The 26,102-nt window shown below is 46.2% G+C and carries 22 protein-coding genes; 12 read left to right on the forward strand and 10 right to left on the reverse strand.

The window, feature by feature from the left end; all coding sequences use genetic code 11:
- Positions 1-1,204: 1,204 nt before the first annotated feature.
- The gene (locus K1Y79_RS08150) at positions 1,205-1,804 is read right to left on the reverse strand and encodes an outer membrane beta-barrel protein (RefSeq protein ID WP_220249482.1); all 600 of its coding nucleotides are present in this window, start codon (positions 1,802-1,804) and stop codon (positions 1,205-1,207) included.
- Between the two features lie 465 nt (positions 1,805-2,269).
- A complete protein-coding gene (fusA, locus tag K1Y79_RS08155) occupies positions 2,270-4,417 on the reverse strand; it encodes an elongation factor G (RefSeq protein WP_220249483.1) in 2,148 nt (715 codons plus the stop codon).
- Positions 4,418-4,830: 413 nt separating this feature from the next.
- On the opposite strand from fusA, the gene K1Y79_RS08160 reads away from it, so the two are divergent.
- Genes K1Y79_RS08160 through K1Y79_RS29265 form a run of 4 tightly spaced genes read left to right on the forward strand, consistent with a single transcriptional unit; the run spans position 4,831 to position 10,397 of the window.
- Positions 4,831-5,334 carry a T9SS type A sorting domain-containing protein gene (locus K1Y79_RS08160; protein ID WP_220249484.1) on the forward strand — a complete coding sequence of 168 codons (504 nt, stop codon included), beginning with the start codon at positions 4,831-4,833 and terminating at the stop codon, positions 5,332-5,334.
- A 17-nt stretch (positions 5,335-5,351) separates the two neighbouring features.
- A complete protein-coding gene (gene porV, locus K1Y79_RS08165; RefSeq protein WP_220249485.1) occupies positions 5,352-6,524 on the forward strand; it encodes a type IX secretion system outer membrane channel protein PorV in 1,173 nt (390 codons plus the stop codon).
- A gap of 33 nt (positions 6,525-6,557) precedes the next feature.
- Positions 6,558-7,049 carry a hypothetical protein gene (locus K1Y79_RS08170; protein ID WP_220249486.1) on the forward strand — a complete coding sequence of 164 codons (492 nt, stop codon included), beginning with the start codon at positions 6,558-6,560 and terminating at the stop codon, positions 7,047-7,049.
- 30 nt (positions 7,050-7,079) lie between these two features.
- Positions 7,080-10,397 (forward strand): collagen-like domain-containing protein, encoded by a 3,318-nt coding sequence (locus K1Y79_RS29265; RefSeq protein WP_220249487.1) that lies wholly within the window; start codon positions 7,080-7,082, stop codon positions 10,395-10,397.
- Positions 10,398-10,909: 512 nt separating this feature from the next.
- Here K1Y79_RS29265 and rpsG read toward each other — a convergent pair.
- The 4 genes from rpsG to K1Y79_RS08195 all read right to left on the reverse strand — a co-directional run bounded on the left by rpsG (position 10,910) and on the right by K1Y79_RS08195 (position 13,751).
- On the reverse strand, positions 10,910-11,377 hold the full coding sequence (gene rpsG, locus K1Y79_RS08180; protein WP_220249488.1) for a 30S ribosomal protein S7: 468 nt from the start codon (positions 11,375-11,377) through the stop codon (positions 10,910-10,912).
- Between the two features lie 33 nt (positions 11,378-11,410).
- Positions 11,411-11,791: a 30S ribosomal protein S12 gene (rpsL, locus tag K1Y79_RS08185; protein WP_012789278.1), complete on the reverse strand. Its 381-nt coding sequence runs from the start codon at positions 11,789-11,791 to the stop codon at positions 11,411-11,413.
- A gap of 117 nt (positions 11,792-11,908) precedes the next feature.
- A complete protein-coding gene (locus K1Y79_RS08190) occupies positions 11,909-12,211 on the reverse strand; it encodes a hypothetical protein (protein ID WP_220249489.1) in 303 nt (100 codons plus the stop codon).
- A gap of 430 nt (positions 12,212-12,641) precedes the next feature.
- Positions 12,642-13,751: a branched-chain amino acid aminotransferase gene (locus K1Y79_RS08195; RefSeq protein ID WP_236059525.1), complete on the reverse strand. Its 1,110-nt coding sequence runs from the start codon at positions 13,749-13,751 to the stop codon at positions 12,642-12,644.
- A 194-nt stretch (positions 13,752-13,945) separates the two neighbouring features.
- On the opposite strand from K1Y79_RS08195, the gene K1Y79_RS08200 reads away from it, so the two are divergent.
- The 8 genes from K1Y79_RS08200 to K1Y79_RS08235 all read left to right on the forward strand — a co-directional run bounded on the left by K1Y79_RS08200 (position 13,946) and on the right by K1Y79_RS08235 (position 21,554).
- Entirely contained in the window at positions 13,946-14,443 is a 498-nt protein-coding gene (locus K1Y79_RS08200; protein ID WP_220249490.1) for a hypothetical protein, read from the forward strand.
- A gap of 33 nt (positions 14,444-14,476) precedes the next feature.
- Positions 14,477-15,073 (forward strand): RdgB/HAM1 family non-canonical purine NTP pyrophosphatase, encoded by a 597-nt coding sequence (gene rdgB / locus K1Y79_RS08205; RefSeq protein WP_220249491.1) that lies wholly within the window; start codon positions 14,477-14,479, stop codon positions 15,071-15,073.
- 49 nt (positions 15,074-15,122) lie between these two features.
- A complete protein-coding gene (locus K1Y79_RS08210) occupies positions 15,123-15,560 on the forward strand; it encodes an acyl-CoA thioesterase (RefSeq protein WP_220249492.1) in 438 nt (145 codons plus the stop codon).
- Between the two features lie 44 nt (positions 15,561-15,604).
- Positions 15,605-16,186 (forward strand): nitroreductase family protein, encoded by a 582-nt coding sequence (locus tag K1Y79_RS08215; protein ID WP_220249493.1) that lies wholly within the window; start codon positions 15,605-15,607, stop codon positions 16,184-16,186.
- Between the two features lie 225 nt (positions 16,187-16,411).
- On the forward strand, positions 16,412-19,003 hold the full coding sequence (locus K1Y79_RS08220) for a mechanosensitive ion channel family protein (protein WP_220249494.1): 2,592 nt from the start codon (positions 16,412-16,414) through the stop codon (positions 19,001-19,003).
- Between the two features lie 301 nt (positions 19,004-19,304).
- Positions 19,305-19,466, forward strand: coding sequence for a phosphatidate cytidylyltransferase (locus K1Y79_RS08225; protein ID WP_220249495.1), 162 nt, complete (start codon positions 19,305-19,307; stop codon positions 19,464-19,466).
- Between the two features lie 104 nt (positions 19,467-19,570).
- Positions 19,571-20,860 carry an AAA family ATPase gene (locus K1Y79_RS08230; protein ID WP_220249496.1) on the forward strand — a complete coding sequence of 430 codons (1,290 nt, stop codon included), beginning with the start codon at positions 19,571-19,573 and terminating at the stop codon, positions 20,858-20,860.
- Positions 20,841-21,554: an RloB family protein gene (locus tag K1Y79_RS08235; protein WP_220249497.1), complete on the forward strand. Its 714-nt coding sequence runs from the start codon at positions 20,841-20,843 to the stop codon at positions 21,552-21,554. The genes K1Y79_RS08230 and K1Y79_RS08235 overlap by 20 nt, the downstream gene beginning before the upstream one ends.
- Before the next feature lie 10 nt (positions 21,555-21,564).
- On the opposite strand, the gene K1Y79_RS08240 is transcribed toward K1Y79_RS08235, so the two are convergent.
- From K1Y79_RS08240 to K1Y79_RS08255, 4 genes are all read right to left on the reverse strand, one after another.
- Positions 21,565-21,852: a GIY-YIG nuclease family protein gene (locus K1Y79_RS08240; RefSeq protein ID WP_220249498.1), complete on the reverse strand. Its 288-nt coding sequence runs from the start codon at positions 21,850-21,852 to the stop codon at positions 21,565-21,567.
- A 215-nt stretch (positions 21,853-22,067) separates the two neighbouring features.
- Positions 22,068-23,210, reverse strand: coding sequence for a glycoside hydrolase family 76 protein (locus K1Y79_RS08245; protein ID WP_220249499.1), 1,143 nt, complete (start codon positions 23,208-23,210; stop codon positions 22,068-22,070).
- A gap of 46 nt (positions 23,211-23,256) precedes the next feature.
- Positions 23,257-24,402 carry a SusE domain-containing protein gene (locus K1Y79_RS08250; RefSeq protein ID WP_220249500.1) on the reverse strand — a complete coding sequence of 382 codons (1,146 nt, stop codon included), beginning with the start codon at positions 24,400-24,402 and terminating at the stop codon, positions 23,257-23,259.
- A gap of 65 nt (positions 24,403-24,467) precedes the next feature.
- Positions 24,468-26,087, reverse strand: coding sequence for a RagB/SusD family nutrient uptake outer membrane protein (locus K1Y79_RS08255; protein WP_220249501.1), 1,620 nt, complete (start codon positions 26,085-26,087; stop codon positions 24,468-24,470).
- Between the last annotated feature and the right edge of the window lie 15 nt (positions 26,088-26,102).

Raw genomic sequence — 26,102 nt, forward strand, 5'->3', positions numbered from 1 at the left:
ACGTTTGATCAGGTACCACCTCTTTTCTACTACCGCCTATGCAATTCATAACCAGCAGCCTTCAAATAACCTTTGCACCTAATCCGCACTCATCCTACCCACAACCGGCACCAGCTGCCTCTTCCGCACGCTATGGCTATCATCAGCCCCTGCCTACCAGCCATCCCCTAAAATGAAACAGGCCTCCGGGGAACCGGTGGCCTGTCCTGTCTGGGAATGCAATAAGCAATATTTCTCAACCTGTCAAAACTCAGATGGGTAATTCTCCCACTAACGTATTCAGCAAGTCCAGAACTAAAGCCAATAACTGGTTCAATAAATCCATAGTTGTTGAAAGGTTTTTCATAAGGTTAAGCCTACTCTGTTACTTGGTTTTCGGCAATCCCAAATGCGACCCACTGACTGGAGCATGGCTGTAATTTAGTGGCATCAACGGAATTAAAAAGCATTCATTTCATTCATTGTCAAGGGGTTTTAACGGCAAAATGTGAGTGAACAGAAATGAACAACGTTTCTCAGAATGAACGGCTGAGGTACAAAAAAATGGTGCTGTCTCATAAATAACTTATACCCAAATTTATTCGGGTATCTGATGCAGAGAATTTCCATATAAGAAATTCCTAGCGCCATCAGGTTAATTATGATACAGCCCCAACTACAGAAAAAGCGAAGAGCCTCCGACTCAAAGAGGCTCTTCAATAATGTGGAATAGTTAACCTCGTGGCAGGCTAAACCATTTCCGGGGAACTAAGGGGACTATTATTACAGACCGCCCAGTAGTGAATTGAGCAACGCAATCAATGTTGCCAGTAATTGATTCAACAGATCCATTACTTTAAGTTTTGGTGGTTCGTACCTACTCTTTTCTTGGTTTTCGGTAATCCCAAAGGAGATGATCATCTGTCCTGCTGTAAAAATAGACTGCCCCACATACAACGCCTTATTCAGTTTCGTTCATTTTCAAGTAGTTAGATCATTCCGTTCAAGTCAAGGCCGGTACTAAAATGAACAGCTACTGCGCCACAACCACCCACAAAAAAGCCCTGGCAAATATGCCAGGGCCTCAACATTTTAATAATGTCTGTGGAATTACAAACTGCGTAATACCTTTCTTAAGCGTCCAATCAGGGCAGTCTTACATCGCCGGCAATGTTCATTCATTACATAAAATGGACATACGCCGCCGCCGTTTAACTCATTTCCCTTATTTATTCATCTCCTCACGCATAATAGCACGTGCTCTCGCCGTAGGCAGGAATATCTGGAAACCTAAACCAAAATTCAAATTGTGAGAGGTTGTAGAATTACCTCCGCCAATAATCACATTGTACTTAACCAATGCATCTAATGCTACATTCGGTGTAATGAAATAAGACAAACCAGGTCCTACTCCTAACTCAATACCATTCGTAGATGCACCGTTGGCAGGATTGCTACCGCCAAAACCGGCATTCGCCTCACCAAAGAAACGTACTCTCTTAGAAAACTCCAGCTTACGCACATTCTCATCTCTGAAATAGTAACGCGCTAACGCACCTACTCCATAGTTAACATTTGTACCATTACCGCCTGTAGTCTGTAATCCTAACCTGACATACGCACCTAATGCCAGATCATCCTGAACAAAATAAGCGAGCTTGGGGCTTAAATCAAAATGAAAAATAGTGCTCTCTTTCTGAAAATTAAATCCGAAGTCAGTAATCTCCGAACCTACCATGAGGTTTCCTTTTTGCGTCTGCGCTGATACCGTGCTGCCGAAAAATAATGCTGTCAGCGCCAGGGTTAAGAGACGAATTGTTTTCATGTTCTGTGAAGTTTAAATGTATGAAATACTTGCCATCAAAATATTTGTTGCCCATTGCAGGGAAGGAGCTTCTGTAAACATTACACAGTGACTTTTAATCAGTTAAGTGGGTTAACATTCGCATCCAAATTTGATGCCATCAAATGCATCAGCTCCTTAAAATATGCTGAAAATGAACAAAATATACACTCCCTCAGCTCCTCTCCGTGGCGTTAACGGGCGATATCGGGGCTAAACCACTACATATGAGGAACATCGGCATTCATTTAGCCTGCACGCAGACTCCACACTGCTGAAAAACAGGAAAACAACCACCCCGAATCACGAACGGTTAGCTACACTTAAACCAGTATCATAGCCCCCTCCGCACTGACAGCTTGCCATTACCGGCCCTGACTTCCGCAAATGAAAAAAGGGAATGCCAGACGGCATCCCCTTTCCTCTATAAAATGATTCTGAAAATTATCAGTCAGCGTTCACTTTACCCTTTGTTTTTGCAATTTCCTCTTCAGCGATGCTGTTAGGTGCAGCAGAGTAATGTGAGAACTCCATGATGGAAGTTGCACGACCTGATGACATTGAACGCAGCTGAGTTACGTAGCCGAACATTTCTTTCAGCGGAACTTTAGCTTTGATCACCTGTACACCATTTCTCATTTCCATACCTTCCAGCATACCACGACGACGGTTCAGGTCACCTGTTACGTCACCCATGTACTGGTCAGGAGTCTGTACTTCAACTTTCATGATTGGCTCCAGCAGAACTGGTTTAGCCTTACGGCCAGCTTCACGGAAAGCAGATCTTGCACACAGCTCGAATGATACTGCGTCAGAGTCAACCTGGTGGAAGGAACCGTCAAACAGACGAACTTTCAGGTTGTCCAGCGGATAGCCAGCCAGAACACCCTGGTTCATTGCAGACTCGAAACCTTTCTGTACAGGAGGTACGAACTCTTTTGGAATAGATCCACCAAAGATATCATTGATGAACTGGAATGTTTTACCATCATTCTCTTTCAGCCATTCTGGATCAGCAGGACCGATCTCAACCTGGATGTCAGCGAATTTACCACGACCACCAGTCTGTTTCTTGTAAACCTCACGGTGAGTAACTACACCAGTGAATGCTTCTTTGAACGCAACCTGAGGTGCACCCTGGTTAACTTCTACCTTGAACTCGCGACGCATACGGTCAACGATGATTTCCAGGTGAAGCTCACCCATACCGCTCAATACGGTCTGGCCGGTTTCTTCGTCAGTTTTTGCTTTCAGGGTAGGATCTTCTTCTACCAGTTTAGCAATTGCAAGACCCATTTTATCCATATCAGCCTGAGTTTTTGGCTCGATAGCGATGTGGATTACCGGCTCTGGGAATGTCATAGACTCCAGAACAATCGGATGGTCTTCGTTACACAGGGTATCACCTGTTTTGATATCTTTAAAACCAACAGCAGCTCCGATATCACCAGCTTCGATGAAATCGATAGGGTTCTGCTTGTTAGCATGCATCTGCATGATACGGCTGATACGCTCGTTTTTACCGGTACGGGTGTTCAGTACGTAAGAACCCGCATCCAGGTGACCAGAGTAAGCCCGGAAGAACGCCAGACGACCTACGAAAGGATCTGTCATGATTTTGAACGCCAGTGCAGAGAATGGTTCTTTTGCATCTGGTTTACGCTCAATCTCAGCGCCAGTGTCAGGATTAGTACCTTTTACTGCTTCGATATCCAGTGGAGAAGGCAGGTAACGGCAAACCGCATCCAGCATCTTCTGAACACCTTTGTTCTTGAAGGAAGAACCACACAGCATCGGGATAATCGCGATGTCGATAGTAGCCTTACGGATAGCTTCGTGGATCTCTGCTTCAGAAATTGAATTTGGATCTTCGAAGAATTTCTCCAACAGAGTATCATCGTACTCAGCAACTGCTTCTACCAGTTTAGCTCTCCACTCTTCTGCCTCATCTTTCATGTCAGCAGGAATCTCGATCTCCTGGTAAGTAGCACCTTTACCCTCTTCATCCCAGATAATACCTTTCATGGTGATCAGGTCAACCACACCTTTGAAAGTATCTTCAGCACCGATAGGGAGCATCAGTGGAACTGGATTTGCACCCAGCATCTCCTTCACCTGTTTAACCACGTTCAGGAAGTCAGCACCAGCACGGTCCATTTTGTTAACGAAACCAATACGTGGTACACGGTAACGGTTAGCCTGACGCCAAACGGTCTCAGACTGAGGTTCTACACCAGATACAGCGCAGAATAATGCTACCAGACCATCCAGTACACGCAGTGAACGCTCTACCTCTACAGTAAAGTCCACGTGACCCGGAGTGTCAATGATGTTGAATTTGTACTCTTTAGTGTCTGGCTGAAGCTTTCCCTGCGTAGTCGGGAATTTCCAGAAACAGGTAGTAGCAGCAGATGTGATGGTAATACCTCTCTCCTGCTCCTGTGCCATCCAGTCCATGGTGGCAGCACCTTCGTGCACCTCCCCTATCTTGTGGGATTTACCTGTATAGTACAGGATACGCTCTGTGGTAGTGGTTTTACCCGCATCAATGTGCGCCGCAATACCAAAGTTTCTTTGAAATTTTAAGTCTGCCATAATATTAAAATGACTGTATTACTAATGCAATTTGGGGGGCAAAGGTAAATGATTTTTACCAATAAATAAAACTGGCTGATTTACCAAATCATTATTTAAGAATTGCTTTACAGAAAGGCATTTGCCCCGGCTGTTAACGGCGCAAAGTTACGCCAAATTTACCATCATTCCAGCACCCTTCCGGTCCCCTCAAACCAATTGTCCTTTCTCCCCTACCGTTTTTGCATATAATCCTGCCAGCCAGGAATTTGCCATTGCAATTATTTCTCCTTTAAAACATATTTGTATATGATTTTGTTAAAATCATGACCCAAAAAGTCCTGATCGCCCCATACGCTAGTTATATATCGTCGCCGTCCCGCAAAGTGCTGTATCGTCATTAGTCATTTATTCACCCCCAAACATATCTTTTCATGAAGATTATTTACAAACAGCTACTGCTGTTGTGTCTTACTGCCAGCGGCATTACCCAGGCCCGCGCGCAGCTGATACTGAACAGGCAGGTCAACGCCAGTACAGGAGGTGGCGGCCCCGCCGGCGACTTCATCTTCCAGTACACCATCGGCGAGATCACCGTCAGCTCCCTCCAGAAATCAGCTATCATGCTTACCCAGGGATTCCATCAGCCGGAAGAAATTCCCCCTGCCATACCTGGCGCTGAAGTCGTCGTCAACCTAATCCTATATCCCAACCCGGTATCCTCCGTACTCAAAATCCAGTTTGACATGCTCTCCAACAATGCTGTTGTATTCTTTATCGTCAACAGCAGCGGACAAGTCGTTCACCAGGAAAGCAGAACCTACGGCTCAGGAAAAGTGCTGATCACACTGCCGGTCACCAGATTCGCAGCCGGTATCTACACTGTCGTACTCAGAGCCGGTGGTCACGCGTATGAAGAAAAACTGGTGATCCAATAACCTCAAAACTACAGATCATGAAAAAGAATTTTACACTATGGCTCTGCGCTATTGGTCTGCTTGCCCACCCCCCACTCTCTGCTCAGGTGAAGGGCATTAAGGCCATCAATACCGGCGCGGCCTTCCTCCTCGTCAATCCCGACGCCCGTAGCAGCGGTACCGGAGACGCTATGACAGGCCTGGAGGCAGATGCCAATTCCCTGTTTGGCAATGCTGCCAAAATAGTCTTTGCCGATAACTGGGGGGTCAGTGCCTCCTACGCTCCCTGGATGTGGGACCTGAACAATAATGATCAGCGTACCAATCTCGGCTACCTCGCTGGCTACAAAAACTTCAAAGACAATACAGAAGCTATCGGTGTCTCCATGCGCTACTTCTCTAACGGAACCATCATCTTCCGGGATGATAACGGTACTGAACTGCAACGCTATAAACCAAGAGAATACGCTATAGACGCTACTTATGCGCGTAAACTAGGCGCACGCTACTCCCTGGCCATCACCCTGCGGTACATCAGGAGCGACCTCGGACAAGGCAGCTTCAACGGCCTTCAGCAAAAGCCGGCCAGCGCCTTTGCAGGGGATATCGGTTTCTATTCCCAGAACTATGGTAAAAGCGATCCTGCCGGCAACCGCTACTCCTGGGGTATCGCATTCACTAACATCGGTACAAAAGTGAATTACACTGACGATAACGACCGTAAAGCCTTCCTGCCCGCCAACCTGCGCATCGGCGGCGGTTATACCTTCGTCAATACCGAAGAACATCAGTTTACTGTATTGGCAGATGTGAATAAACTGCTCATTCCTACGCCCCCGATATACGCGGTAGATGGCAGCGGACAACCTACCGGTGAGATCATTGACGGTAAAGATCCTAACCGCAGCATGACAGAATCACTGTTTACTTCCTTCTGGGACGCCCCCGGGGGGTTCCAGGAAGAAATCAGGGAGTTCACTGCAGCCGGCGGACTTGAATACGCCTACCAGCGGCAACTATTCATCCGCACCGGCTACTTTTACGAACATCCACAGAAAGGCTACCGGCAACATTTCTCTGCCGGTATCGGCACCCGCATTAAAGGCGTATCCCTTGATATGGCCTATATCATGCCTACCGCAAACAGTCTCTATCAAAGGAAAACACTGAAGTTTTCACTCGCTTACCATTTCGGTAACACCAGACCATAACGCTATTCATCAATCACCCCTTAACTCCAACATATGAAGCCGTACGCTTTACTGATTACGCTATTTTTCTCCGGACTCAGTGCGACCATCGCCCAGGAACGTACACGGGATAAACTATTCCCTCAGTTTAAGGAAGACTACGCAAAAATGCAGCAGAAAGAAGAGAAGCTGAAGACCACGCAACGTAATACTGCTACCCGTTCAACCAAAGAACAGCTGTTTACCGACTATCGTCCGCAGAACATGACTACCCGTAGCAGCAATCTCCCAAAAACAAACAAACCTACTGGTAAAAATGCCTCAGACATCAGCAGTCAGGAAGCGCTGAAAGCACACAAAGCCAGACAGCCCCAGTTACCAGCTCAGGTCATTGTTCCCGACCAGGGCGGCGAGACTTCTGGTAATGCGCCGGTAAAATCTTCATCCCCTGTGATAAGCCCTGCTAAAAGCAACCAGGGTCAACCAGGTACTACTGCGCCTGCAAATGGCGCTGTCAATAAATCTTTCCAGCGCAAGAAACAATAACGCTCGTCACACCATACAAAACACGTAACCATGAAGAAATTATATATCCTACTCATACTACTCACTGCTGCCTGCGCAGGGGTCTACGCCCAGAACGGGCTGTCTGGCACAAACTATCAGGCTGTAGTCCGCAATACAAACGGCACTGTTGTCGCTAACAGAGATATTACTGTGCGCATCTCTATCCTTGGTGGCTCTGCCGCCGGCGTGGTGCAATACGAAGAAACGCATGAAGTAAGAACCAGCGCGCTGGGACTTTTTAACCTGCAGATCGGTAAAGGAAATGCAACTACTGGTACTTTCGCCGCTGTTCCCTGGGCAAATGCCAATCAGTATGTAAAAGTTGAAGTCAATACTGGCAACGGCTATGTAACACTTGGCACCAATGAGTTACTAAGTGTTCCTTATGCCCTGTATGCTGCTAACGGCACACCTGGTCCTGCGGGTCCCCAAGGCCCTGCTGGTCCCGCCGGAGCGCAGGGACCACAAGGTACTGCCGGACCTGCCGGACCTACCGGTGCTCAGGGCCCTGCTGGACCAGCAGGCATTCCTGGTCCGCAGGGAGCTGCCGGACCGATAGGACCTGTTGGACCTGCCGGACCTAAAGGTGATGCTGGTGTACCCGGTGCAGCTGGCCCACAGGGTCCCGTTGGACCTGCAGGTGCTACCGGTGCTCAGGGTGATCCTGGACCCGCTGGACCTGCAGGCGTACCAGGACCAGTAGGACCCGTTGGACCTGCAGGTGCTACCGGTGCTCAAGGTGATCCTGGACCCGCTGGACCTGCTGGTGTACCAGGACCAATAGGACCCATAGGACCAGTCGGACCTGCAGGCGCTACTGGTGCTCAGGGTGATCCTGGACCTGCTGGCGTACCAGGACCAATAGGACCCATAGGACCAGTCGGACCTGCAGGCGCTACCGGTGCTCAGGGTGATCCTGGACCTGCTGGACCTGCTGGTGTTGCAGGACCAATAGGACCTATCGGACCTGCAGGACCTGTCGGACCTGTTGGACCTACCGGGCCAGTAGGACCTGCCGGACCAGCAGGAGACATTAACGGTGTGGCTGCAGGTGGAGATCTGGGTGGTACTTATCCTAACCCGGATGTGGTAAGACTGCAGAATATTCCAGTTTCAAACACGGCACCCGTTGCAGGACAGATATTAAGATATGATGGCGCTAACTGGGCCCCCGCAGCGGCCGGCGGCGGAGGATTCACCCTGCCATATGCAACAGTGGAAAACAATGCTGCTACCCTGTTTTCCATCACTAATGATGGTGATGGTACTTCCATCGAAGCAATCAATAACACCACAACATCCAGCATTGCAGCTATCAGAGGTATTGTAAACAGTACAGCGCCCGGCGGTTTCGCCAGTGCTGTACGCGGTATCAATAATGGTGCAGGTGGATTAGGTATTGGTGTATGGGGATCTCAGGCCGGCTCCGGATGGGGTGTATACGGCACTACCCCTAATGGCCTTGGCGTGTATGGCAACTCTACAGCCAATGGTTATGGTGTATTTGCTAACAGTAACAGCGGTACAGGTCTGAATGCCACATCTACCAACGGTGTTGCAGCCAATATCACCATCAACAACAATGCAAACAACAATAATGCACTGAATGTCTCTACAGTAGGTAACGGTGCTGTTGTAAACGTTAGCACAAGCGGTAATGGTACTGGTATTCTGAGTAGTGCCGGAGCAGGCTTCGGCGTTCATGGTATCACCTCCCAGCAGACTTCTGCCGGTATTGTGGGTGATAACAACGGTGCAGGTGAAGCTATCGTAGGCCGCACCACCTCAGATATTGCCGGTGCAGTAGTGGGCCGCAATGACGGTGGCGGATATGGCGTAAGAGGCTTCATTGCAACCAGTACAGCTAATACCGGGGTAGGCGTGTTAGGCCAGGTGGGGCTGAACAACAGTACTGGTATGGCGGGTAAATTTGAAAACTTTAACCAGGACAATACTGAGGCTAATATCCTGCAGGTAACCAGCAACAGTAATGGTAACATCCCCGATAACACACTTGGTAATGCCTCCTCCTTCCTGTTGAATAATACCAATAGCGTTGGTGCTGCGGTAAGGGCAGAAGTCAATACCATCTTCGGAAATTTCGGTGCAGCCGGAATATTTGGAATTTCTTCCGGTACCGGCGGTAGAGCAGGTTTGTTTTATGCATCTAACCCTGCAGGTAATGGCGCTTCCCTGATTGCTCTTACCGATGGTAATGGTAATGCGATCACTGCGAATGCAGGTAAAGATGGTAATGGTGTGGAAACCAATATTGATGGCGCAGGTACTGCATTGTATGCCTGGGTACCTACTTTTAGCGAAGGCCGTGCTGGCCGGTTTGAGATCTTCAATGAAGACAACGAAAATCCTGTTATTACGGTAAAAACGGTGGGTAATGGAACAGCGGGTAACTTCCTGGTAGACAGAACAACTGGTACATCTCCGGCAGTAAAAGGCGAAGTCAATTCCATCTTTGCCAACTTTGGTACAGCAGGTATATTCGGGCAGTCTTCAGGTACTGGTGGTTATGCAGGTCTTTTTTATTCCTCTAACCCCGCGGGAAATGGTCCGGCCGTACTGGCACTGACAGAAGGCTCAGGTAACGGTATCACTGTCAACGCCGGTGGTTCAGGAGATGGTATAGAGGCCAGCTGCGACGGTACAGGTAATGCTGTTTATGGCTTTGTCCCCAACTTTGGCAGTGGTAAAGCGGCACGTTTCTCCAATTTCAACAATGCTAACAGCCAACCAGTTGTACAGATCACTACCACTGGTACCGGCAACACACTGCTGGTTAATCATGGCGGCGCTTCCGGTAGCGTAGCGGTATTCCAGAGCGGGGCTACTAACGTAGCGCGTATTAATAAGGCAGGCCGCGGCTTCTTTAACGGTGGTACTCAGAACAGTGGCGCTGACGTAGCAGAGGCTTTTGATGTAACGGGTCATGTCAGCCAGTATGCACCTGGCGATGTACTGGTGATTGCAGCAGATGCTGACAGGACAGTAGAGTTATCTTCTCAACCTTATTCCACCCTGGTGGCTGGTGTATATGCCACCAAACCGGGTGTATTACTGACAGAGGAAGATATTGACAATGATCTGGCTGACAAGGTACCAATGGGTGTGATTGGCGTTATTCCTACCAAGGTATGTGGAGAAGGTGGTGCAATCCGCAGAGGCGACCTGCTGGTTACCTCCAGCAAAGCTGGTCATGCGATGAAAGCCGATCTTGATAAAGTGAAGCCTGGCCAGGTGATTGGTAAGGCATTGGAGACGTTTGATGGTAATGGCAATGGTATGATCAGGGTACTGGTAAATGTAAGATAACAGGGGGTACTTGTATATGTGAACGGTCGGGCGACGAAGGGTTGTCTGGCCGTTTTTTTATGCCTATGAAAACAGCGAACCTTTAAAGTATGGGAGATATCTATTTCGTTTTTTGTTCAGGGAACATCATTACGCCTGAGATATCAGCGACAGTTGACAGTAAGGTAAGTGGGTAGTTACAGAAATGGGAAAGCAGATCACCTGTGCGGGCAACCTGTCAGGCAGCGGGCGTACCTTTCCTGTTTCGCCGGAAGCATCTCCTGGCGATGGACTGTATTGTTAAATTGAATGGAGAACAGTTGCGTGGTGAGGGCGAACTGTTGGCGCACTGATGTGAATAGACCTGGTTTGACGGGGATAGCATCGTACAGGGTTTACATCATTGCTGTAATGCTGTGGAAAACGGGAGGCATATCAACCATCCGGGCACAAAAAAAGAGAACATCCCCCGGTATAGCCCGGAGGATGTTTCTCCTATATCTTTATAAACCATCTACCTTGCGGCAGTAGATTTAGATCCTGAAGTGGGAGAATGCCTTGTTAGCTTCAGCCATACGGTGAGTATCTTCTTTCTTTTTGAAAGCGCCACCTTCACCTTTGCTTGCAGCTACGATTTCGTTCGCCAGTTTCTCAGCCATGCTCTTACCATTTCTTTCACCAGCGAAACGGATCAACCATTTCATGCACAGAGAAATCTTTCTGTCAGGACGAACCTCAGATGGAATCTGGAAGGTAGCACCACCGATACGACGGCTTCTAACTTCTACAGCAGGAGTTACATTTGTCAGAGCTTTTTTCCAAACCTCGTAACCGTTTTCACCGGTTATCTGGCTAACTCTGTCAATTGAATCATAAAATATCCTATAGGCAATGCTCTTTTTGCCCTGTTCCATCACGTTGTTTACAAACCGGGTAACCAGTTTGTCGTTAAAGCGCGGATCCGGAGCCAGAGGCATCTTTTTTGCGGCTTGCTTTCTCATTTATTTGGAAAATTTCAACTATTTGTAAAAATATTATTTCTTAGCCTTTTCCTTTTTGGTACCATACTTGGAACGGCTCTGCTTTCTATCTTTAACACCTGCAGTATCCAGAGAACCACGTACGATGTGGTAACGAACACCTGGCAGATCTTTTACCCTACCGCCACGGATCAGCACGATGGAGTGCTCCTGAAGGTTGTGTCCTTCACCAGGGATATAAGCGATCACCTCTACTTTATTTGTCAGACGCACCTTTGCAACCTTGCGCAGCGCAGAGTTTGGCTTTTTCGGGGTGGTTGTGTACACACGGGTACATACACCACGACGCTGAGGACAGCTATCTAAAGCCCTGGACTTGGATTTAGCCCGGATAATTTCTCTTCCTTTTCTTACTAATTGTTGTATAGTAGGCATTCTACCTAAGTTTTTTTTCTGTCGGTTTACAATGACATCCAAATCACCCAGAATGGGAATTTGGGAGGGCAAAGGTACATTTATCCCTATTAATAACAAAATGTTTTAAACATTTTTTTAGAAACCCTCCTGGCGACCTGACAGAACAGTCACCATGTCTTTCCATTCCTGTTCAAGAGACACTTCCGGCATAGTTCGGTTTGCGCGGGAATACCAATAACGGGCGTTACCGCGGTCACCTTCCTTTCTGTGGAGATAAGCGTGCACCCAGGCAGCTATATCGCCATCCAGGTGTTCTATAATATCATGAGCCTTTTGCCAGTTTCCTTTGCCTTCCCACCATAGGGAGGCCAGGTAAGGGGAGATGCCTGCTGGAGGCGTTGCCTGGCTGAGGGATTCCAGAAAAGCAGAAAGTGTCATCCTGCAAAGATGCAGTTTTTCACCGGGAATGCATAATGTTTTACCTGCATCCCTGCAGTCCTACTGCTAACCGCCTGCACAATGTACTGAATTACAGCTTGCTACCCCCTTAATAAGACATATTATAACGTAGCTCAGGATACGATATAATGCCGCTTTAGTCTTCACATTATATTAATACCAAGAGGTCACTAAAAGGTCACTTCAATATCCCGGGGATATTGAAGTGACCTTTTAGTGACCTCTTAGCAACGGCATCATATAGAATACTAACCGATATCAGGCAGGCGAAGCACCCTGGGTCAACCCTGTTATTGACCCTGCCCTCAGCAGGACAATATATCTTCCCGCCCTGCCGCATATCTTCCTAAAGCGAAGGGGCCATCCGCATACAGCGAATGGCCCCTAACTAACACAACTAAGACTATTTTTAGTGTTTTGATACTCTGTAGTTCCAGTTCCTGGTATCTTCTGCCTTTCCGGTACGGATAGCGTCCAGGCGCTCCAGCAGCTCTGCTCCTACTGCATAGTTAGCAGTATCCAGGCGGATTTCATGTTCTTTATAGTGCAGTTCTTCCACGTAAGCAACACTGGAAGCTGTGCCGGTACCGAATACCTCACGCAGTGAACCATCTTTCCAGGCAGCAACCACTTCTTCGATAGACACCGGACGTTCTTCCACGGTAAGTCCCATATCAGAAAGCACATCCATTACACTTGCCCTGGTTACACCTGCCAGGATTGTACCCTGGGTCAGATCTGGCGTGATGGCTTTGTTACCGATGATAGCAAAGACATTCATCGTACCACACTCCTGGAGATATTTGTATTCCACTCCATCCACCCAGAGGATCTGATCGAATCCCTGTTTACGGGCCTGCATAGTAGGATACATTGCGCCGCCATAGTTACCGGCAGCTTTTGCATAACCTACACCACCAGGGAAAGCACGTATATATTTATCCTGTACCAGCAATTTAATAGGTTTATTAAAATACGGGCCGGAAGGAGAATTAATAATAACGAATTTATAGGTATCAGATGGTCTTACACCGATAAATTCATCTGCTGCAATCATAAAAGGACGCAGGTACAGTGAGCAACCCTCATTCGCAGGTACCCATTCACGATCCAGATCAATCAGCATTTCCATACCGCCGATGAATAACCATTCCGGCACATCAGGCATACCCATTCTTTCTGCGGATGTGTTGAAACGCGCGTAGTTGTCATAGGGACGGAAGATCATCGGGTTACCTTCCTGATCTTTGTAGGCCTTGATACCTTCGAAGATAGCCTGACCGTAGTGCCAGGCGGCATTGGATGGGCTTACGGAAATATGCTGAAAAGGCAGGATCTCTGCATTTTTCCACTCTTTACCGTCAAAATCTGCTACCAGCATGTGGTCGGCATATTTCTTTCCGAATACCAGATTGTTAAAATCAATCTCGTTGATCCGGGTGTTGGCTATCCGGTTCACTTTAATCTTCTTAACCGCCTCTTCGAATAATGCGTTTGTCGTTGGATTGTCTACCATCATAAGGACCTTTAAAAAGTTATAGTTGTTTTGGTGTCTGAATAAATTTCAATTCCTGGCCCTGTTCCCGTTTAAAATCTAAAGTCGGAAATCCTGAATCTAAAATTGAATACTCTTACATTTGCTCACTGTCAGATGCAAATAAACTGATTTTTTCCCCAAAGGGGAACGATATATTAAGTAAAATACACATAAACATGTCTTTTGATAAATTGCAGCTTGATCCTTACATTTTGGCCAGGATATACAACCAGCCTATCATTCCGGGCAAAAAGGAGCCTGTTGCAGTCGTAGCTGAAACGCCTCCTAAAGTCAAATTTTTAGGTGAAAATCAAAAAAACATAGCCCTGTTCATACAAAATGAGGGTGAAGCATACTTAAACGACGAATTATTTAATCTGTTAACTAATATATTAAACGCCTGTAAACTGGGTATGCAGGATATTGCACTGATCAACACGGCTCAGTACGGCAATCTTCCTTTTACCAGCTGGCAGGAAGCCGTTCCTATGAAACAGGCTGTAATCTTTGGTTTATCTCCGGCTGCAATGGGACTGGAGGGAATTTCCAACTATCAGCTGTTGCAGGTGAATGGTTGTCCGTTAATCTTTTCTGACGACCTTACGATCATTTCCCAGGATAAGATGCTGAAGGGAAAGCTATGGATGGGACTGAAACAATTGCTTGGCGTCTGATTATTTACCTAAGATATAAACACCGCTTTTCGAATGACACTTGTATTTGCAACCAATAATGAGAATAAGGTGAAGGAAATCCGCGCAATGCTGGGAGACAGCTTTTCTGTCATCACTTTGCAGGAAGCCGGTATCAACATTGATATTCCCGAGCCGCATCAGACCCTGGAAGAGAATGCCAGAGAGAAATCGACTGTCATCTTTGAAATGACCGGTAAAGACTGCTTCTCAGAAGATACCGGTCTGGAAATAGATGCACTCAATGGCGCACCTGGTGTGCTATCTGCCCGCTATGCAGGTGAACAGAAACGGTCGGAAGACAATATCAACAAAGTGTTACAGGAACTGGATGGTCAGCAGAACCGTAAGGCCCACTTCCGGACGGTCATTTCCCTGATACTCGGCGGACAGGAGTTTCAGTTCACCGGCGTATGTCCGGGTACTATCACCACAGAAAGACGTGGTGGCGACGGCTTCGGATATGATCCCATCTTTATACCAGATGGGTCTGATATTGCATTTGCAGAAATGGATATCGCCGGCAAGAACAAATTCAGTCACCGGGCAAAAGCATTACAACAGCTGATTACTTTCCTGAGAGAAGAGGGGAAGAAAAGTCTCAGTCTCTGAACAAGGGCCACCTACCATCAACATCAGTAACAGAATAATATTATAAAGCATGGCAAGAGTTAAGATAGATATGCCGGAAAAACTGGGTTTCACCACTCAGATTCCGGTTAGGGTTACAGACATTAATTACGGCGGACATGTTGGTAATGATTCCATCCTGTCAATTATCCACCAGGCAAGGATTGACTTTCTACAATCTATGGGATACGAAGAACGTGGTGCAGGCGATACAGGTCTGATCATGGCGGATGCGGCCCTTGTCTATAAAGGCGAAGGTTTCCTGGGAGATGTGTTTGACATCGCAATAGGCGCTGCTGACATTGCACCTTTCGGTTTCGATATTTACTACCGGATCACGACGGTACGTAACGACAAAACGATCATTATTGCAGAAGCCAAGTCGGGAATGATCTTCTTTGATTATACCCATCGCAAGGTGGCCAGGCTCCCGGAAGAATGGAAGGAAAAATTATCTGCTTACATGTAAACAGGGAGTTTATCTCCCGCTAACATAAACAATCAAGCTTAAGAATGGAAAACGGAAATCTGACGAGTATTATCAGGCAACGCCGCAATATCAAGCCGGCAAGTATGAACGGGAAAAGGATTCCCGATGAACAGGTACGCGAATTACTGGAACTGGCTGACTGGGCACCTACCCACGGCTATACAGAACCATGGCACTTCGTTGTATTCAGCGGCGAAGGTGTAAAAGGCTTCTGCCAGTCACACGCTGACATCTATCAGGCTAATACGCCTGCTGACAAGTTTTCACAGTCTACCTATGAAAAGCTGCAGCAGCAGGGTGACCTGGCTTCACATGTGATAGCGATCTGTATGAAAAGAGGCACGAAACCAGCTATTCCTGAACTGGAAGAAATAGCTGCCGTAGCCTGCGCTACACAAAACATGTGGTTGGGAGCAACTGAAAAAGGGATTGCCGGTTACTGGGGTTCAGGCGGGATGACCTTTCACCCTGCTATGAAAGAATACCTGGAACTGGGTGAAGCGGATAAAGTATTAGGTTTCTTCTATCTGGGATATACAGATGAGGAGATCCCTGCAGGTAAAAGGCTTAAGCCTGCGGAAGAGAAGTTCCGCTGGAGAAGCTAGTAACCGGAAAGTAAGAATCAGGAATCAGGAATGAAGATTGTACCGGTGGCCGAAGTTTGATTCATTTGTTGAATCGGGATATTTGTTATTTTCATTCATCGATGGCTTCTCCTTAAGTGGATACTGCCCGCCAGGAAATACGAATCGGTTAACAATCCGGCACTTCATCAATGATGGACGACTAACCAATTCCAATTCCTGATTCTTAATTTCTAATTTGTTAACATGTTCCGCCATATCTGCCTCTTCATACTTCTTTGTTGTACGACCCTGCTGGCCACTGGTCAGTCGCGTACTTCAACACAGTCTCCTATTAATTCCCCGAAACCTATTGACAGCGCTACACTCAGCAAAATCATCTCTCAACAGGTAAAAGATACTTCCGGCAAATCGGCTATCAGGTTATCAGACACTTCTGTCGCAATTATTATCACCAGACTGGAAACATATACCCTGATGCTGAATCAGGTAATGAGCACACTGCGCCGCGGGATGGATACTGTGGAGATCAGTGAGAGCATTCCCTTGATAGACTCTTCTATGAGAGTAGTGAAAAAGGATATGACTGCTTTCGGTAGTACCAACAACGTACATGACCTGTACACCAACCGGGTGCTGCTGGTGCAGCTGGAACGGAAGCTGGACAAATGGCAGGACCAGTTATTCAAGTTTCATGACAGGCTCGTAAATATTACAGATACACTGCAGATACTCCGCCAGGATACTTCCATGCGTAATATACCTGCCGAGAACGAACTACGCGATATTTATGTAGGACAAATGGCCTCCCTGATCCAGAAATGGCGGCAGGTGGATAGTGCGAATAAGAGAAACCTGCTGCACCTGGGATTGTTACAGAACCGGGTAGCAAAACGATATATTGACGTGACTAATCTGCTGGAAGATATGGACTACCAGTTAACCCGGTTCAATCAGCGCATGTTTAATAAGGACTTCAGTTATCTGTGGGAGCCACCGCTACCGGGTAAGAAAGGCCCCAGATTCCCGGAGGTACTGCATCGCTCTGTGCGTAAAAACCTTAACATACTCAAGATATTCTTTGCCGTAAGCGGACCGATTTATCTGTTCTGGATATTGGGCGCAGGGTTATTTCTCTGGTGGGTACGCGTAAATGCAGGAAAGATCAAACGCAAACATGAGGACCGGGAGGCAGAGAGCATCCTGCAACATTCCCGTTACCTGTACCGGCATCAGCTGGCAAGTACAGTGGTGCTCACAGCAACACTCTCCTTCCTGGTATCCATCCAGTATCCTATCTTCTATTCAGGTATCTGCTGGATGATAGCGGCAGTAGCCACAACATTCATTATCCGCAACAATGTCCCTGATAACCTGTTCAAACGCTGGCTGTTACTGGTGTTTCTGCTGGCGCTGTATTGTGTGAACAACCTGTTGATACAGGTAACCTTCTTTGAGCAATGGGGCATCTTTGCAGGCGGCATACTCTCGGTTATACTGGGTTTGTACCTGTTAAAAACACTCAGGAATACCACATTGCCATTACCAAAATATTCCCGTTCCGCTATCTGGACATTCACCATACTGAGCGGATTATCTGTGTTACTGGTATTAATGGCGCGGGTAGCAGCAGCAAAGATTATGGGAGCAGCCAGTGTTGTAAGTATCACAATGGCCCTGGCCATCGTATTGACGGTGGAGATACTGATGGAAGCCATCTATATACAGGTAGAAGCCAAGAAGGATTCCAGCACCTTCATTTCCATGATAGACTATCAGAACATCAAGTCACGGTTGAAGACGATCTTCTATATTGTAGCATCTATCGGTTGGGTAGCGCTGCTGGCAAGAAATCTATACTTGTATGATGGCCTATATGAGATCATTAGTAATCTGCTGATGGCGGAACGAAAGATTGGCAATTTTACCTTCTCTTTCAGCAGCGTTATCATTTTCCTGCTCATCATCTGGTTGTCAACCGTTGTTACGCAGATCATCTCCTATCTGCTGGGCTACACCGGACAGTCATCTCAGCCGCAGAAAAAACTGGGTTCCGCCATGCTACTGATAAGACTGGCTATTTTAGGAGCAGGAACCTTACTGGCATTTGCCGCATCGGGGATACCGATGGATAAACTGGCGATTGTGGTAGGCGCACTTGGTGTAGGCATTGGTTTCGGCTTACAGAATATTGTGAATAACCTGGTATCGGGCGTGATACTGGCCTTTGAAAAGCCAATTGAAGTGGGCGATGTCATAGAGCTAGGAACAAGAACCGGCGTAGTCAAAGAGATTGGTATACGATCCAGCAAAATATCCGCCGGTGATGGCTCGGAAGTGATTGTACCCAATGGCGATCTGATTGCACAACAACTCGTAAACTGGACGCTCACCAGCAGAACACGCCGTGTAGACGTGATAGTAGGCGTTGCCTATGGCACTGACCTGAAGAAAGCACTAACTATCATTAAAGACTACCTCCTCAACCTCGACGATATACTAAAGACCCCTGAACCGGTAGTGCTACTGCAGAACTTCCGGGACACCGGCGTAGACATACAATCTATGTTCTGGATCAGCGACCTGGGACAAGCGGGAGTAATGAAAAGTGAAGTGCTGACAGATATTTATGTCAGACTCCAGGAGGCAGGTATCAGTATTGCCCACCCCAGACCGCAACAGTTACAGATCAATATGGAACCTGGTATGTGGAAACAGCCACCGGCGGCAACAACACCAGCTACCCCGGCGCAGCCGGTAGCGGCAGTTACTCCTACACCGGCAGCATCCGCAACAGGCCGTTCGGGAGAGACTTTACCACCAACGGCAGGAGATTGATAACTGTCTTCCAAGTATCAGAATACCCCAAAAGTGGAAAACCTGCCCCGTGGGCGGTGTAACTTCCCCATGGCATCAGCGCTGCGCATGATTCCAGGAAGCCCATTCCCGGAAGGCAGCAGGGTCTTATTTGAGTCCGATTTCTGCACAAGGCTGCGGGCAGCACCGCATTGAATGTACGTATCAGCAGGGTCCGCACGGGCGTTAAGATTGTAATATTTCGCTGATATAAGAGATCAGGCAAAACAGGATTAAAGCAGTCGCTGGCACAGAGTATGATATATTGTTTAAAAAAGAGTATATGAGAAACTTATATCTTGGCCTGCTGGCCTTTTCCGTTATGTTCCTGAGCAGTTGTGAAGTGGTAGGAGGTATTTTCAAAGCCGGAGTATGGGTAGGTGTACTGGCAGTGGCTTTTGTGGTGGGAATCATTCTGTGGCTGATTGGAAGAGGAAGGAGATAGAAATTCTCAAAGTAATAATTCTTGACAATACCCTTCTATTATTAACATTATTGCATAATAAATCCGATTTTTGAATAAATACCTCAAAAAACGGATTTATTATTATGATTATCGAGTTCTCGGTATCCAATTTTAAGACTTTTAAGGAGAAGGCGACAATCAGCCTGATCGCGTCTAACTATGATAAGGACACCCGCGAATCAGAAAATGTCACTTTCAATCCTACTTTCGGCATACGCATATTAACTGGTGCCGTAATTTATGGTGCCAACGCCAGTGGAAAGAGCACTTTTATTAATGCGCTTGCATTTATGAAAGCGTTTGTAATGCGCTCATCGGTAGATAGTCAGAAAGGGGATGAGATAAATATTGATCCTTTCAGGCTTGATCCAGCTTCAGAAAATACATCCTCCGTATTTGAAATCATCTTTATTTACAATGATGAGCTATATCGGTATGGCTTTGAAATATCTCGTAAGGTAGTGCTTGCGGAATGGCTCTATCATAGGCCCAAGACCAAAGAAATTGAAATCTTTTATAGGGAAGGACAACGATTTGAGTACCACGTCAGAAGATTTTCAAAGGGGCATATATTGACCAAAGAAAAACTAGTACGTGAAAATGCATTGTTGATATCTGTAGCCGCGCAATTTAATGATAACACTGCCGGCAGTGTATTAGACTGGTTTCAGCAATTACAGATTGTTTCTGGACTAAGAGAAGATTATCACCGGGAATTTACGGTTACTCAGGCAGCTGACAGCCTACAAAAGAAAAAGATACTTGCGTTGCTTTCAGTTGCAGATCTAAGTATACAGGATATTACTCTTGAAAAAGCGGATCCTGACAATGTATCATCTGATTTGTCAAAACCGGCAAAAACACTCTTAAATATTCTTACTTCACACCGACGTTATGATGCTGATGGTAACTATATAGACGATGTACAGTTATCATTGGAAAAAGATGAGTCTTCAGGTACATTGAAACTTTTCGCGCTGGCAGGGCCTATACTGTATGCTTTGGAGCATGGATATCCGTTGTTTATCGATGAACTGGATTCCAGGTTACATCCTAATCTTGTCAGCAAATTAATTGAGCTATATCACTCGCATACGACTAACCGCCTGCATGCACAACTTATATTTAATACGCATGATACCAATTTACTCAGCTCTAGCCTATTCAGAAGAGATCAGATATGGTTTACGGAGAAAAACAGGTATGGCGCGGCTAAGCTATATTCTTTGAGTGATATTAAATCTGATGTAAGAAGAAAGGACAATTTTGAACATAATTACATTGTAGGCAAATATGGAGCGGTACCCATATTAAATGATTTCAGCCAATTCATTGCATCCAAAATATCCATTGATGAGAACACAAACACATGATACCATTCATGTTCAGGAAAGGACTGCCAATCAGGTAGCCAACCAGCTAAAAAGACAACGAAGTAAACCACCATCATTAAAGCGGCCATTACCGAAACTTGCTGAACATCCAACCATACTCATTGTTTGTGAAGGTAAGAATACAGAGCCCTCCTATTTCAGGAAATTCCGTCTTTCTTCTGCAACAATAAAGATTGCAAGCAGTGGTCATAGCACGTCGGGATTGGTTAAACAGGCAATTAAGATGGCAGCGCAACAAAAGTATCAACAGGTATGGTGCGTATTTGATAAAGACAATTTTCCTTCGCAGGATTTCAATGATGCTATTAAACTGGCTCAAAAGAATAATTTTGGAGTAGCGTGGTCCAATCAGGCATTCGAGTACTGGCTAATATTGCATTTTGCAGATCATCAGGGAAATAGAATGAGCCGAAAGGATTACCACAGCGTTATCAATAATTATATCCGGTATTTGGGCACTACATTTAACGGCAAAGACGACAAACAGATCACAGATGACCTTTTTGACCTGTTAACCGGCATCGATCCTGCAACGAAAAGAAACCGGACAACACTTGCAATTAGCCGCGCGAAAAGAAATCTTCAGTCTTTAATTCATTTAAGTCCCGCTGAACAGGAATCATCTACGACTGTGTTCCGGTTAGTAGAAGAAATTCTCAAGTATGTACAATAACCTGCAGATTTCACCTTAAGGGTTCGCCGCTAATATACCCGTCGCGGTAATATTCTTCCCGGATACGCCCCCATATCCATGCACGGCCTTTACCTGATTTAAGCAACCACTCTCTTTTGAGCGCCAGTTGCTTATCTTCAAAGTGTTCCATATAGACGACTTCCCAAGGGCGGTAAGGGCTTGTACCCTTCTGCCGGCCATGATCATTATGGAAATGGAAACGTTTGACCAGATTGGCGGTATGACCAGTATAGATCTTCTCGAACTGGCGGGAAAAAAGGACGTAGACGGTATACATAAATAGAGTTATTCCTGAAACAAGTAAAGGTTACCCCCATGGAGGTAACCTTCTATTGCCTTCGATTCATAGGTAGACGAATATACTCATAAAAAACAGGAATCAGGCATCCGTATCAGAATCACTGCACAGACAGGTCCGTCCTGCGCATGTTTATCTTTTACTCAAATGCCTGATTCCTGTAAATTAATAGTCCTTATTATGGCGAAAGGAGCTTAATCAATCAGTTCCAGCTCTTTCAATCTGGCAGCCGCTTCTATCAGCATAGCTCCGCTGAGCTGTGTGGTAAGATCGGTTGTAGTTGCTGTTTTTGTCCAGCTGGTATTATACAATATCTGTGGACGGCTGGTACCCTGCAACCACATGGTCTGGGCATTCAGCTGCAGGAAATTGACATACTTCGTAACATCACTACTGTTAATACTACCATCAGTGATCAGTAACATCATATAACGAACCAGGATGCCTTTGAACAGGCCGCCGTCTCCACCACCTTCATCCTTCATAATGTTACCAGTAGTCAAATCACCCGTCAGAGAGTTATTGGCAGTTCTCAATGCGTCATTGATATACACGGCATCACCAGTGATCTTATACAGCTCAACTGCTGCTCCAATATATACACCCTGGTTATAAGTGAACCTCCAGGCTTTGTTAGTACCCGAAGCATCCAATCCATCCCATACCAGTCCTGACACAGGATCTACAAGGTTAGCTTTCTGCCAGTCATAAATCTTCTTTGCCCAGGCCAGGTCTTCACCGTTTCTGTTCAGCTGATACATGCGGGAGGCAATGATAGAAGCAGGAGCATTGGCAGGCGTGTTCTTATTCTGACGGTCCTTGGTCCAGTAGATACCTCCACCCCAGGTCTCATCCCATCCACCCTTGATATCATTCCACAACAATTCAGCAGTTGTCTTATAGCGATTATCGCTGGTGGCTTCGTATGCACGGAGGCAGGCTAATACCATCCATTCCATATCATCATAGAAATGGTTCAGATAGGTATTACCATTTTTAGTCTTCATACCATCCAGCAACTCTTCCATACGAGTCTTAATAGCAGGATTGCCAGTACGCAGATAGATGTCTACGAGCACGTCGAGTGCATGTGCATTCGGCCAGTAATGAAAAGTATTGTCACCGGCATTGTTCTTATTAAAGTACTTACCACTCTGATTGTAAAAATTACTGATCAGAGATGAAGCAGAGGAATCAGCAATAGCCGGCCAGTTATATTTGTAGGTTGTCTTACCGGCTCCTGGTCCCGGACCATCGTCTATAGGCTCTTTTAAACAACCTGTAAAGGTAGTGGCCATAGCCGCTGTTATTGCAAATAGCAGAAAGATTCGACGCATAAGCTTTTTAATTGATCGTTTGCATGATTTGATTCCAGTCTCCCGATTAACGCACAATTACTTCGTGTGTGTAAGTTCTTTCAGGAGAGAAATACAATTTAACGTCGCAGTTTTTAGTATCTACTTCAGAAGCGAATTTGTAACAGTAATTGTATTGATCACTGTTAGCAATTGCTCGCAGTTCCCAGAAGGAAAGCGGCGTAGTAGCAGAAGGACGATTATTGTCTGCATTTGAGCTACCGAACCATTCAGTACCAGCTGTACCATCAGCAGCTTTCACACTTACACGGAACTTATAACGCTCATCACGTCCCCATGACTCCTGATAGAAATTGATCTGTTTATTTTCAAATGCCCATACACCATTACTAGTATAGTTCAGATCGTACATAATGCCATTTTCAGGTGCAAACCACAAACCGATTGCTGTGATTTCTGTAACAGTAGATGCTGCATTATTGAAGTCGATACGAAGACGATACACTTTAGTACCACCGGACTGTGTACTTTCTCCACCTTCTTTCAATGCGCCACCATCAATAGAGAAGCTATTTGGAGTACCACTGTTTCTATCTACGAATTTGTACTTACCATCCTTCAGTGAAGTGTAGATTTCAAAGACACCAGGTGCGGTAGACTTCAGTTTTACAGCCTGTGCCAGATCTGCTCCTGCTTCTGTCGCCTCGCCAGTCAAAAACACATCTACAGGAATTTCTGCGAACCCGTTAGGTCTTTCTACCTCTATTGTACGGGATTCAGCAGCTGGCTGTATGTTGTAACCTTTAGACGCATTTACTGTCCATTTCAGTTTACCAGTTGCCAGCGCGGCAATACCAGCTTTCCCTGCAATGCTGTTCAGGTCTTTGTGTGACAGCGTGAGTTTATTTTGTACACCACCACCATCGGAAGTAATCTTGGCAATAGGATCAGAGAAGTCGCCGTTATCTTTATCAATCACTACTTCGTATAACACCAGTGAACCATCCTGTGCACGCGCCTGATCCCATTCAAAGGTTACAGTGGCGCTGGTAGTAGGCTGCAGCTTGATATATTTATCGTTTACCGGAGCATTAAGCCTGCTTACTGGTTGCAGATTAGTGTTGAGATCATTATCATCTTTACCGCATCCGGTCAGGATAACACCCAGTGCTACCGGTAATGCGAGAAGTATATTGCTGAAAAATGTTTTCATATGTATCAGTTTGAAAGTGGTATTCCCCAATTCTTAGTTCTTAGTAGTTAAGAGATATATGACGCTTACCAGTCCTGGTTCTGACCAAGGTTCGTATTCTGGTCACGTTCAAAGGTTGGCACCGGCCACAGGTAATGTTTAGGATTTATAAATCTCCTATCCTCTACAATGATGTAGCCATTGGCATCAGTTCTGAAAGCGCCCCCATTAACTTTTATACCTCTTACAGGTCTGTTCATTACCTGGTCTGCTATCTTCCAACGGCGGATATCAAGCGCACGTACGCCTTCAAATGCCAGTTCGCTCCTTCTTTCCCTGCGTATAATGGTACGAAGCACATCCTGTCCTACACCGGGAAACTCGGTTGCGCCAGCATCATTAAAGCCGGCACGTAAGCGCAGTGCACGGATTGTCTGATTCCATACTGCTGCATCCAGTTGGCCCAGCTCATTCTTAGCTTCTGCATACATCAGCAGCACATCAGCATAACGAATGACAATAAGGTTCAGACCGGAATTATAGTTAGTGGCTGTGCGGTCATAATATTTATAGAAATAATAACCGGTAGGAGAAGCACCCTGGTCATCTACACTGTTAGTTGATGGAGTCGAGCCCGGTCTTGTCAGAATAGTCTGCAGTCTGCCGTCAAAGTCAGTAACAGTAGAGCCATGGTGTAAAATGGTAGCGTTCATACGAGGATCCCTGTTTGTATAAGGGTCATTCTCGCTATATCCGGAGCCGGTCTCTCTGATACCTCTTCCATTCAACATGATATAATCGTCCACCAGGTCCTGAGTGGGGACCAGCGTACTACGCAGCAGCGCCACTGTCTGTGGCATGAAGGTACGCTGTGCACTGTTGGTACGACCACCACCATACTGAATATCGAAGATCACCTCGTTGTTAAACTCATTCGCTGCGCTGAAGATATTAGCGTAGGAGCTTTGCAAAGCATAATTACCATTAGCTGCATTGCCTATCAGCAACTCACAGTCAGTGATAGCTTTCTGCCATTCACTTTTGAACATGTGTAAACGCGCACTTAATGCTATAGCAGCGCCACGGGTAATGCGGCCTTTGTCTTTATCAGAGTAACCGGCGCTGCCACTGTAGTTATTAACAGGCAGTGCAGCACGGATATCGGCTAATTCAGACTCGACAAAGCTGAGCACATCTTCCCTTTTAGAGCGGGTGATATTACGCGCTTCCTCTACAGTGATCAGGTTAGTATAGAATGGAACATCTCCAAACCAGGTAGCCAGCTGAAAGTATGAATATGCACGAATAAATCTTGCTTCAGCTACTATACGGCGCTTAAGTGTAGAGTCTATTGTAGGTATTCTGTCTATGTTGTTAGTAACGATGTTACACTTACGGATACATGTGTAACGGTATTTCCATTCATCAGACACACGCAGATTAGACGGATCATAAGCACCGGCAGCTATCAATGACACCGCTTTGTAGCCGATGCCACTTACATAACCATTGTCGCTCAGTGCCTCATCTCCGAAATAATACTGATCATCAGACAGGTTTTCGTAACAACTGGCCAGCGCAGCAAGTGCATCGTCCTGGGTCTGCCAGTAAGCAGCATCTGTATAATCAGTCGTGATAGGCTGATCTAGTTTGCGACAGGCAAACAGTACAGATACGCAGAGTATGGATAATATTAATTTCTTCATACGATTAATCATTAA

This window comes from Chitinophaga rhizophila, assembly GCF_019492185.1.
GTDB classification, from domain to species: domain Bacteria; phylum Bacteroidota; class Bacteroidia; order Chitinophagales; family Chitinophagaceae; genus Chitinophaga; species Chitinophaga rhizophila.

Coding starts and splice junctions, on each gene's coding strand:
- K1Y79_RS08150 (WP_220249482.1), bottom strand. CDS start 1,804: ATGAAAACAATTCGTCTCTTAACCCTGGCGCTGACAGCATTATTTTTC.
- fusA (WP_220249483.1), bottom strand. CDS start 4,417: ATGGCAGACTTAAAATTTCAAAGAAACTTTGGTATTGCGGCGCACATT.
- K1Y79_RS08160 (WP_220249484.1), top strand. CDS start 4,831: ATGAAGATTATTTACAAACAGCTACTGCTGTTGTGTCTTACTGCCAGC.
- porV (WP_220249485.1), top strand. CDS start 5,352: ATGAAAAAGAATTTTACACTATGGCTCTGCGCTATTGGTCTGCTTGCC.
- K1Y79_RS08170 (WP_220249486.1), top strand. CDS start 6,558: ATGAAGCCGTACGCTTTACTGATTACGCTATTTTTCTCCGGACTCAGT.
- K1Y79_RS29265 (WP_220249487.1), top strand. CDS start 7,080: ATGAAGAAATTATATATCCTACTCATACTACTCACTGCTGCCTGCGCA.
- rpsG (WP_220249488.1), bottom strand. CDS start 11,377: ATGAGAAAGCAAGCCGCAAAAAAGATGCCTCTGGCTCCGGATCCGCGC.
- rpsL (WP_012789278.1), bottom strand. CDS start 11,791: ATGCCTACTATACAACAATTAGTAAGAAAAGGAAGAGAAATTATCCGG.
- K1Y79_RS08190 (WP_220249489.1), bottom strand. CDS start 12,211: ATGACACTTTCTGCTTTTCTGGAATCCCTCAGCCAGGCAACGCCTCCA.
- K1Y79_RS08195 (WP_236059525.1), bottom strand. CDS start 13,751: ATGATGGTAGACAATCCAACGACAAACGCATTATTCGAAGAGGCGGTT.
- K1Y79_RS08200 (WP_220249490.1), top strand. CDS start 13,946: ATGTCTTTTGATAAATTGCAGCTTGATCCTTACATTTTGGCCAGGATA.
- rdgB (WP_220249491.1), top strand. CDS start 14,477: ATGACACTTGTATTTGCAACCAATAATGAGAATAAGGTGAAGGAAATC.
- K1Y79_RS08210 (WP_220249492.1), top strand. CDS start 15,123: ATGGCAAGAGTTAAGATAGATATGCCGGAAAAACTGGGTTTCACCACT.
- K1Y79_RS08215 (WP_220249493.1), top strand. CDS start 15,605: ATGGAAAACGGAAATCTGACGAGTATTATCAGGCAACGCCGCAATATC.
- K1Y79_RS08220 (WP_220249494.1), top strand. CDS start 16,412: ATGTTCCGCCATATCTGCCTCTTCATACTTCTTTGTTGTACGACCCTG.
- K1Y79_RS08225 (WP_220249495.1), top strand. CDS start 19,305: ATGAGAAACTTATATCTTGGCCTGCTGGCCTTTTCCGTTATGTTCCTG.
- K1Y79_RS08230 (WP_220249496.1), top strand. CDS start 19,571: ATGATTATCGAGTTCTCGGTATCCAATTTTAAGACTTTTAAGGAGAAG.
- K1Y79_RS08235 (WP_220249497.1), top strand. CDS start 20,841: ATGAGAACACAAACACATGATACCATTCATGTTCAGGAAAGGACTGCC.
- K1Y79_RS08240 (WP_220249498.1), bottom strand. CDS start 21,852: ATGTATACCGTCTACGTCCTTTTTTCCCGCCAGTTCGAGAAGATCTAT.
- K1Y79_RS08245 (WP_220249499.1), bottom strand. CDS start 23,210: ATGCGTCGAATCTTTCTGCTATTTGCAATAACAGCGGCTATGGCCACT.
- K1Y79_RS08250 (WP_220249500.1), bottom strand. CDS start 24,402: ATGAAAACATTTTTCAGCAATATACTTCTCGCATTACCGGTAGCACTG.
- K1Y79_RS08255 (WP_220249501.1), bottom strand. CDS start 26,087: ATGAAGAAATTAATATTATCCATACTCTGCGTATCTGTACTGTTTGCC.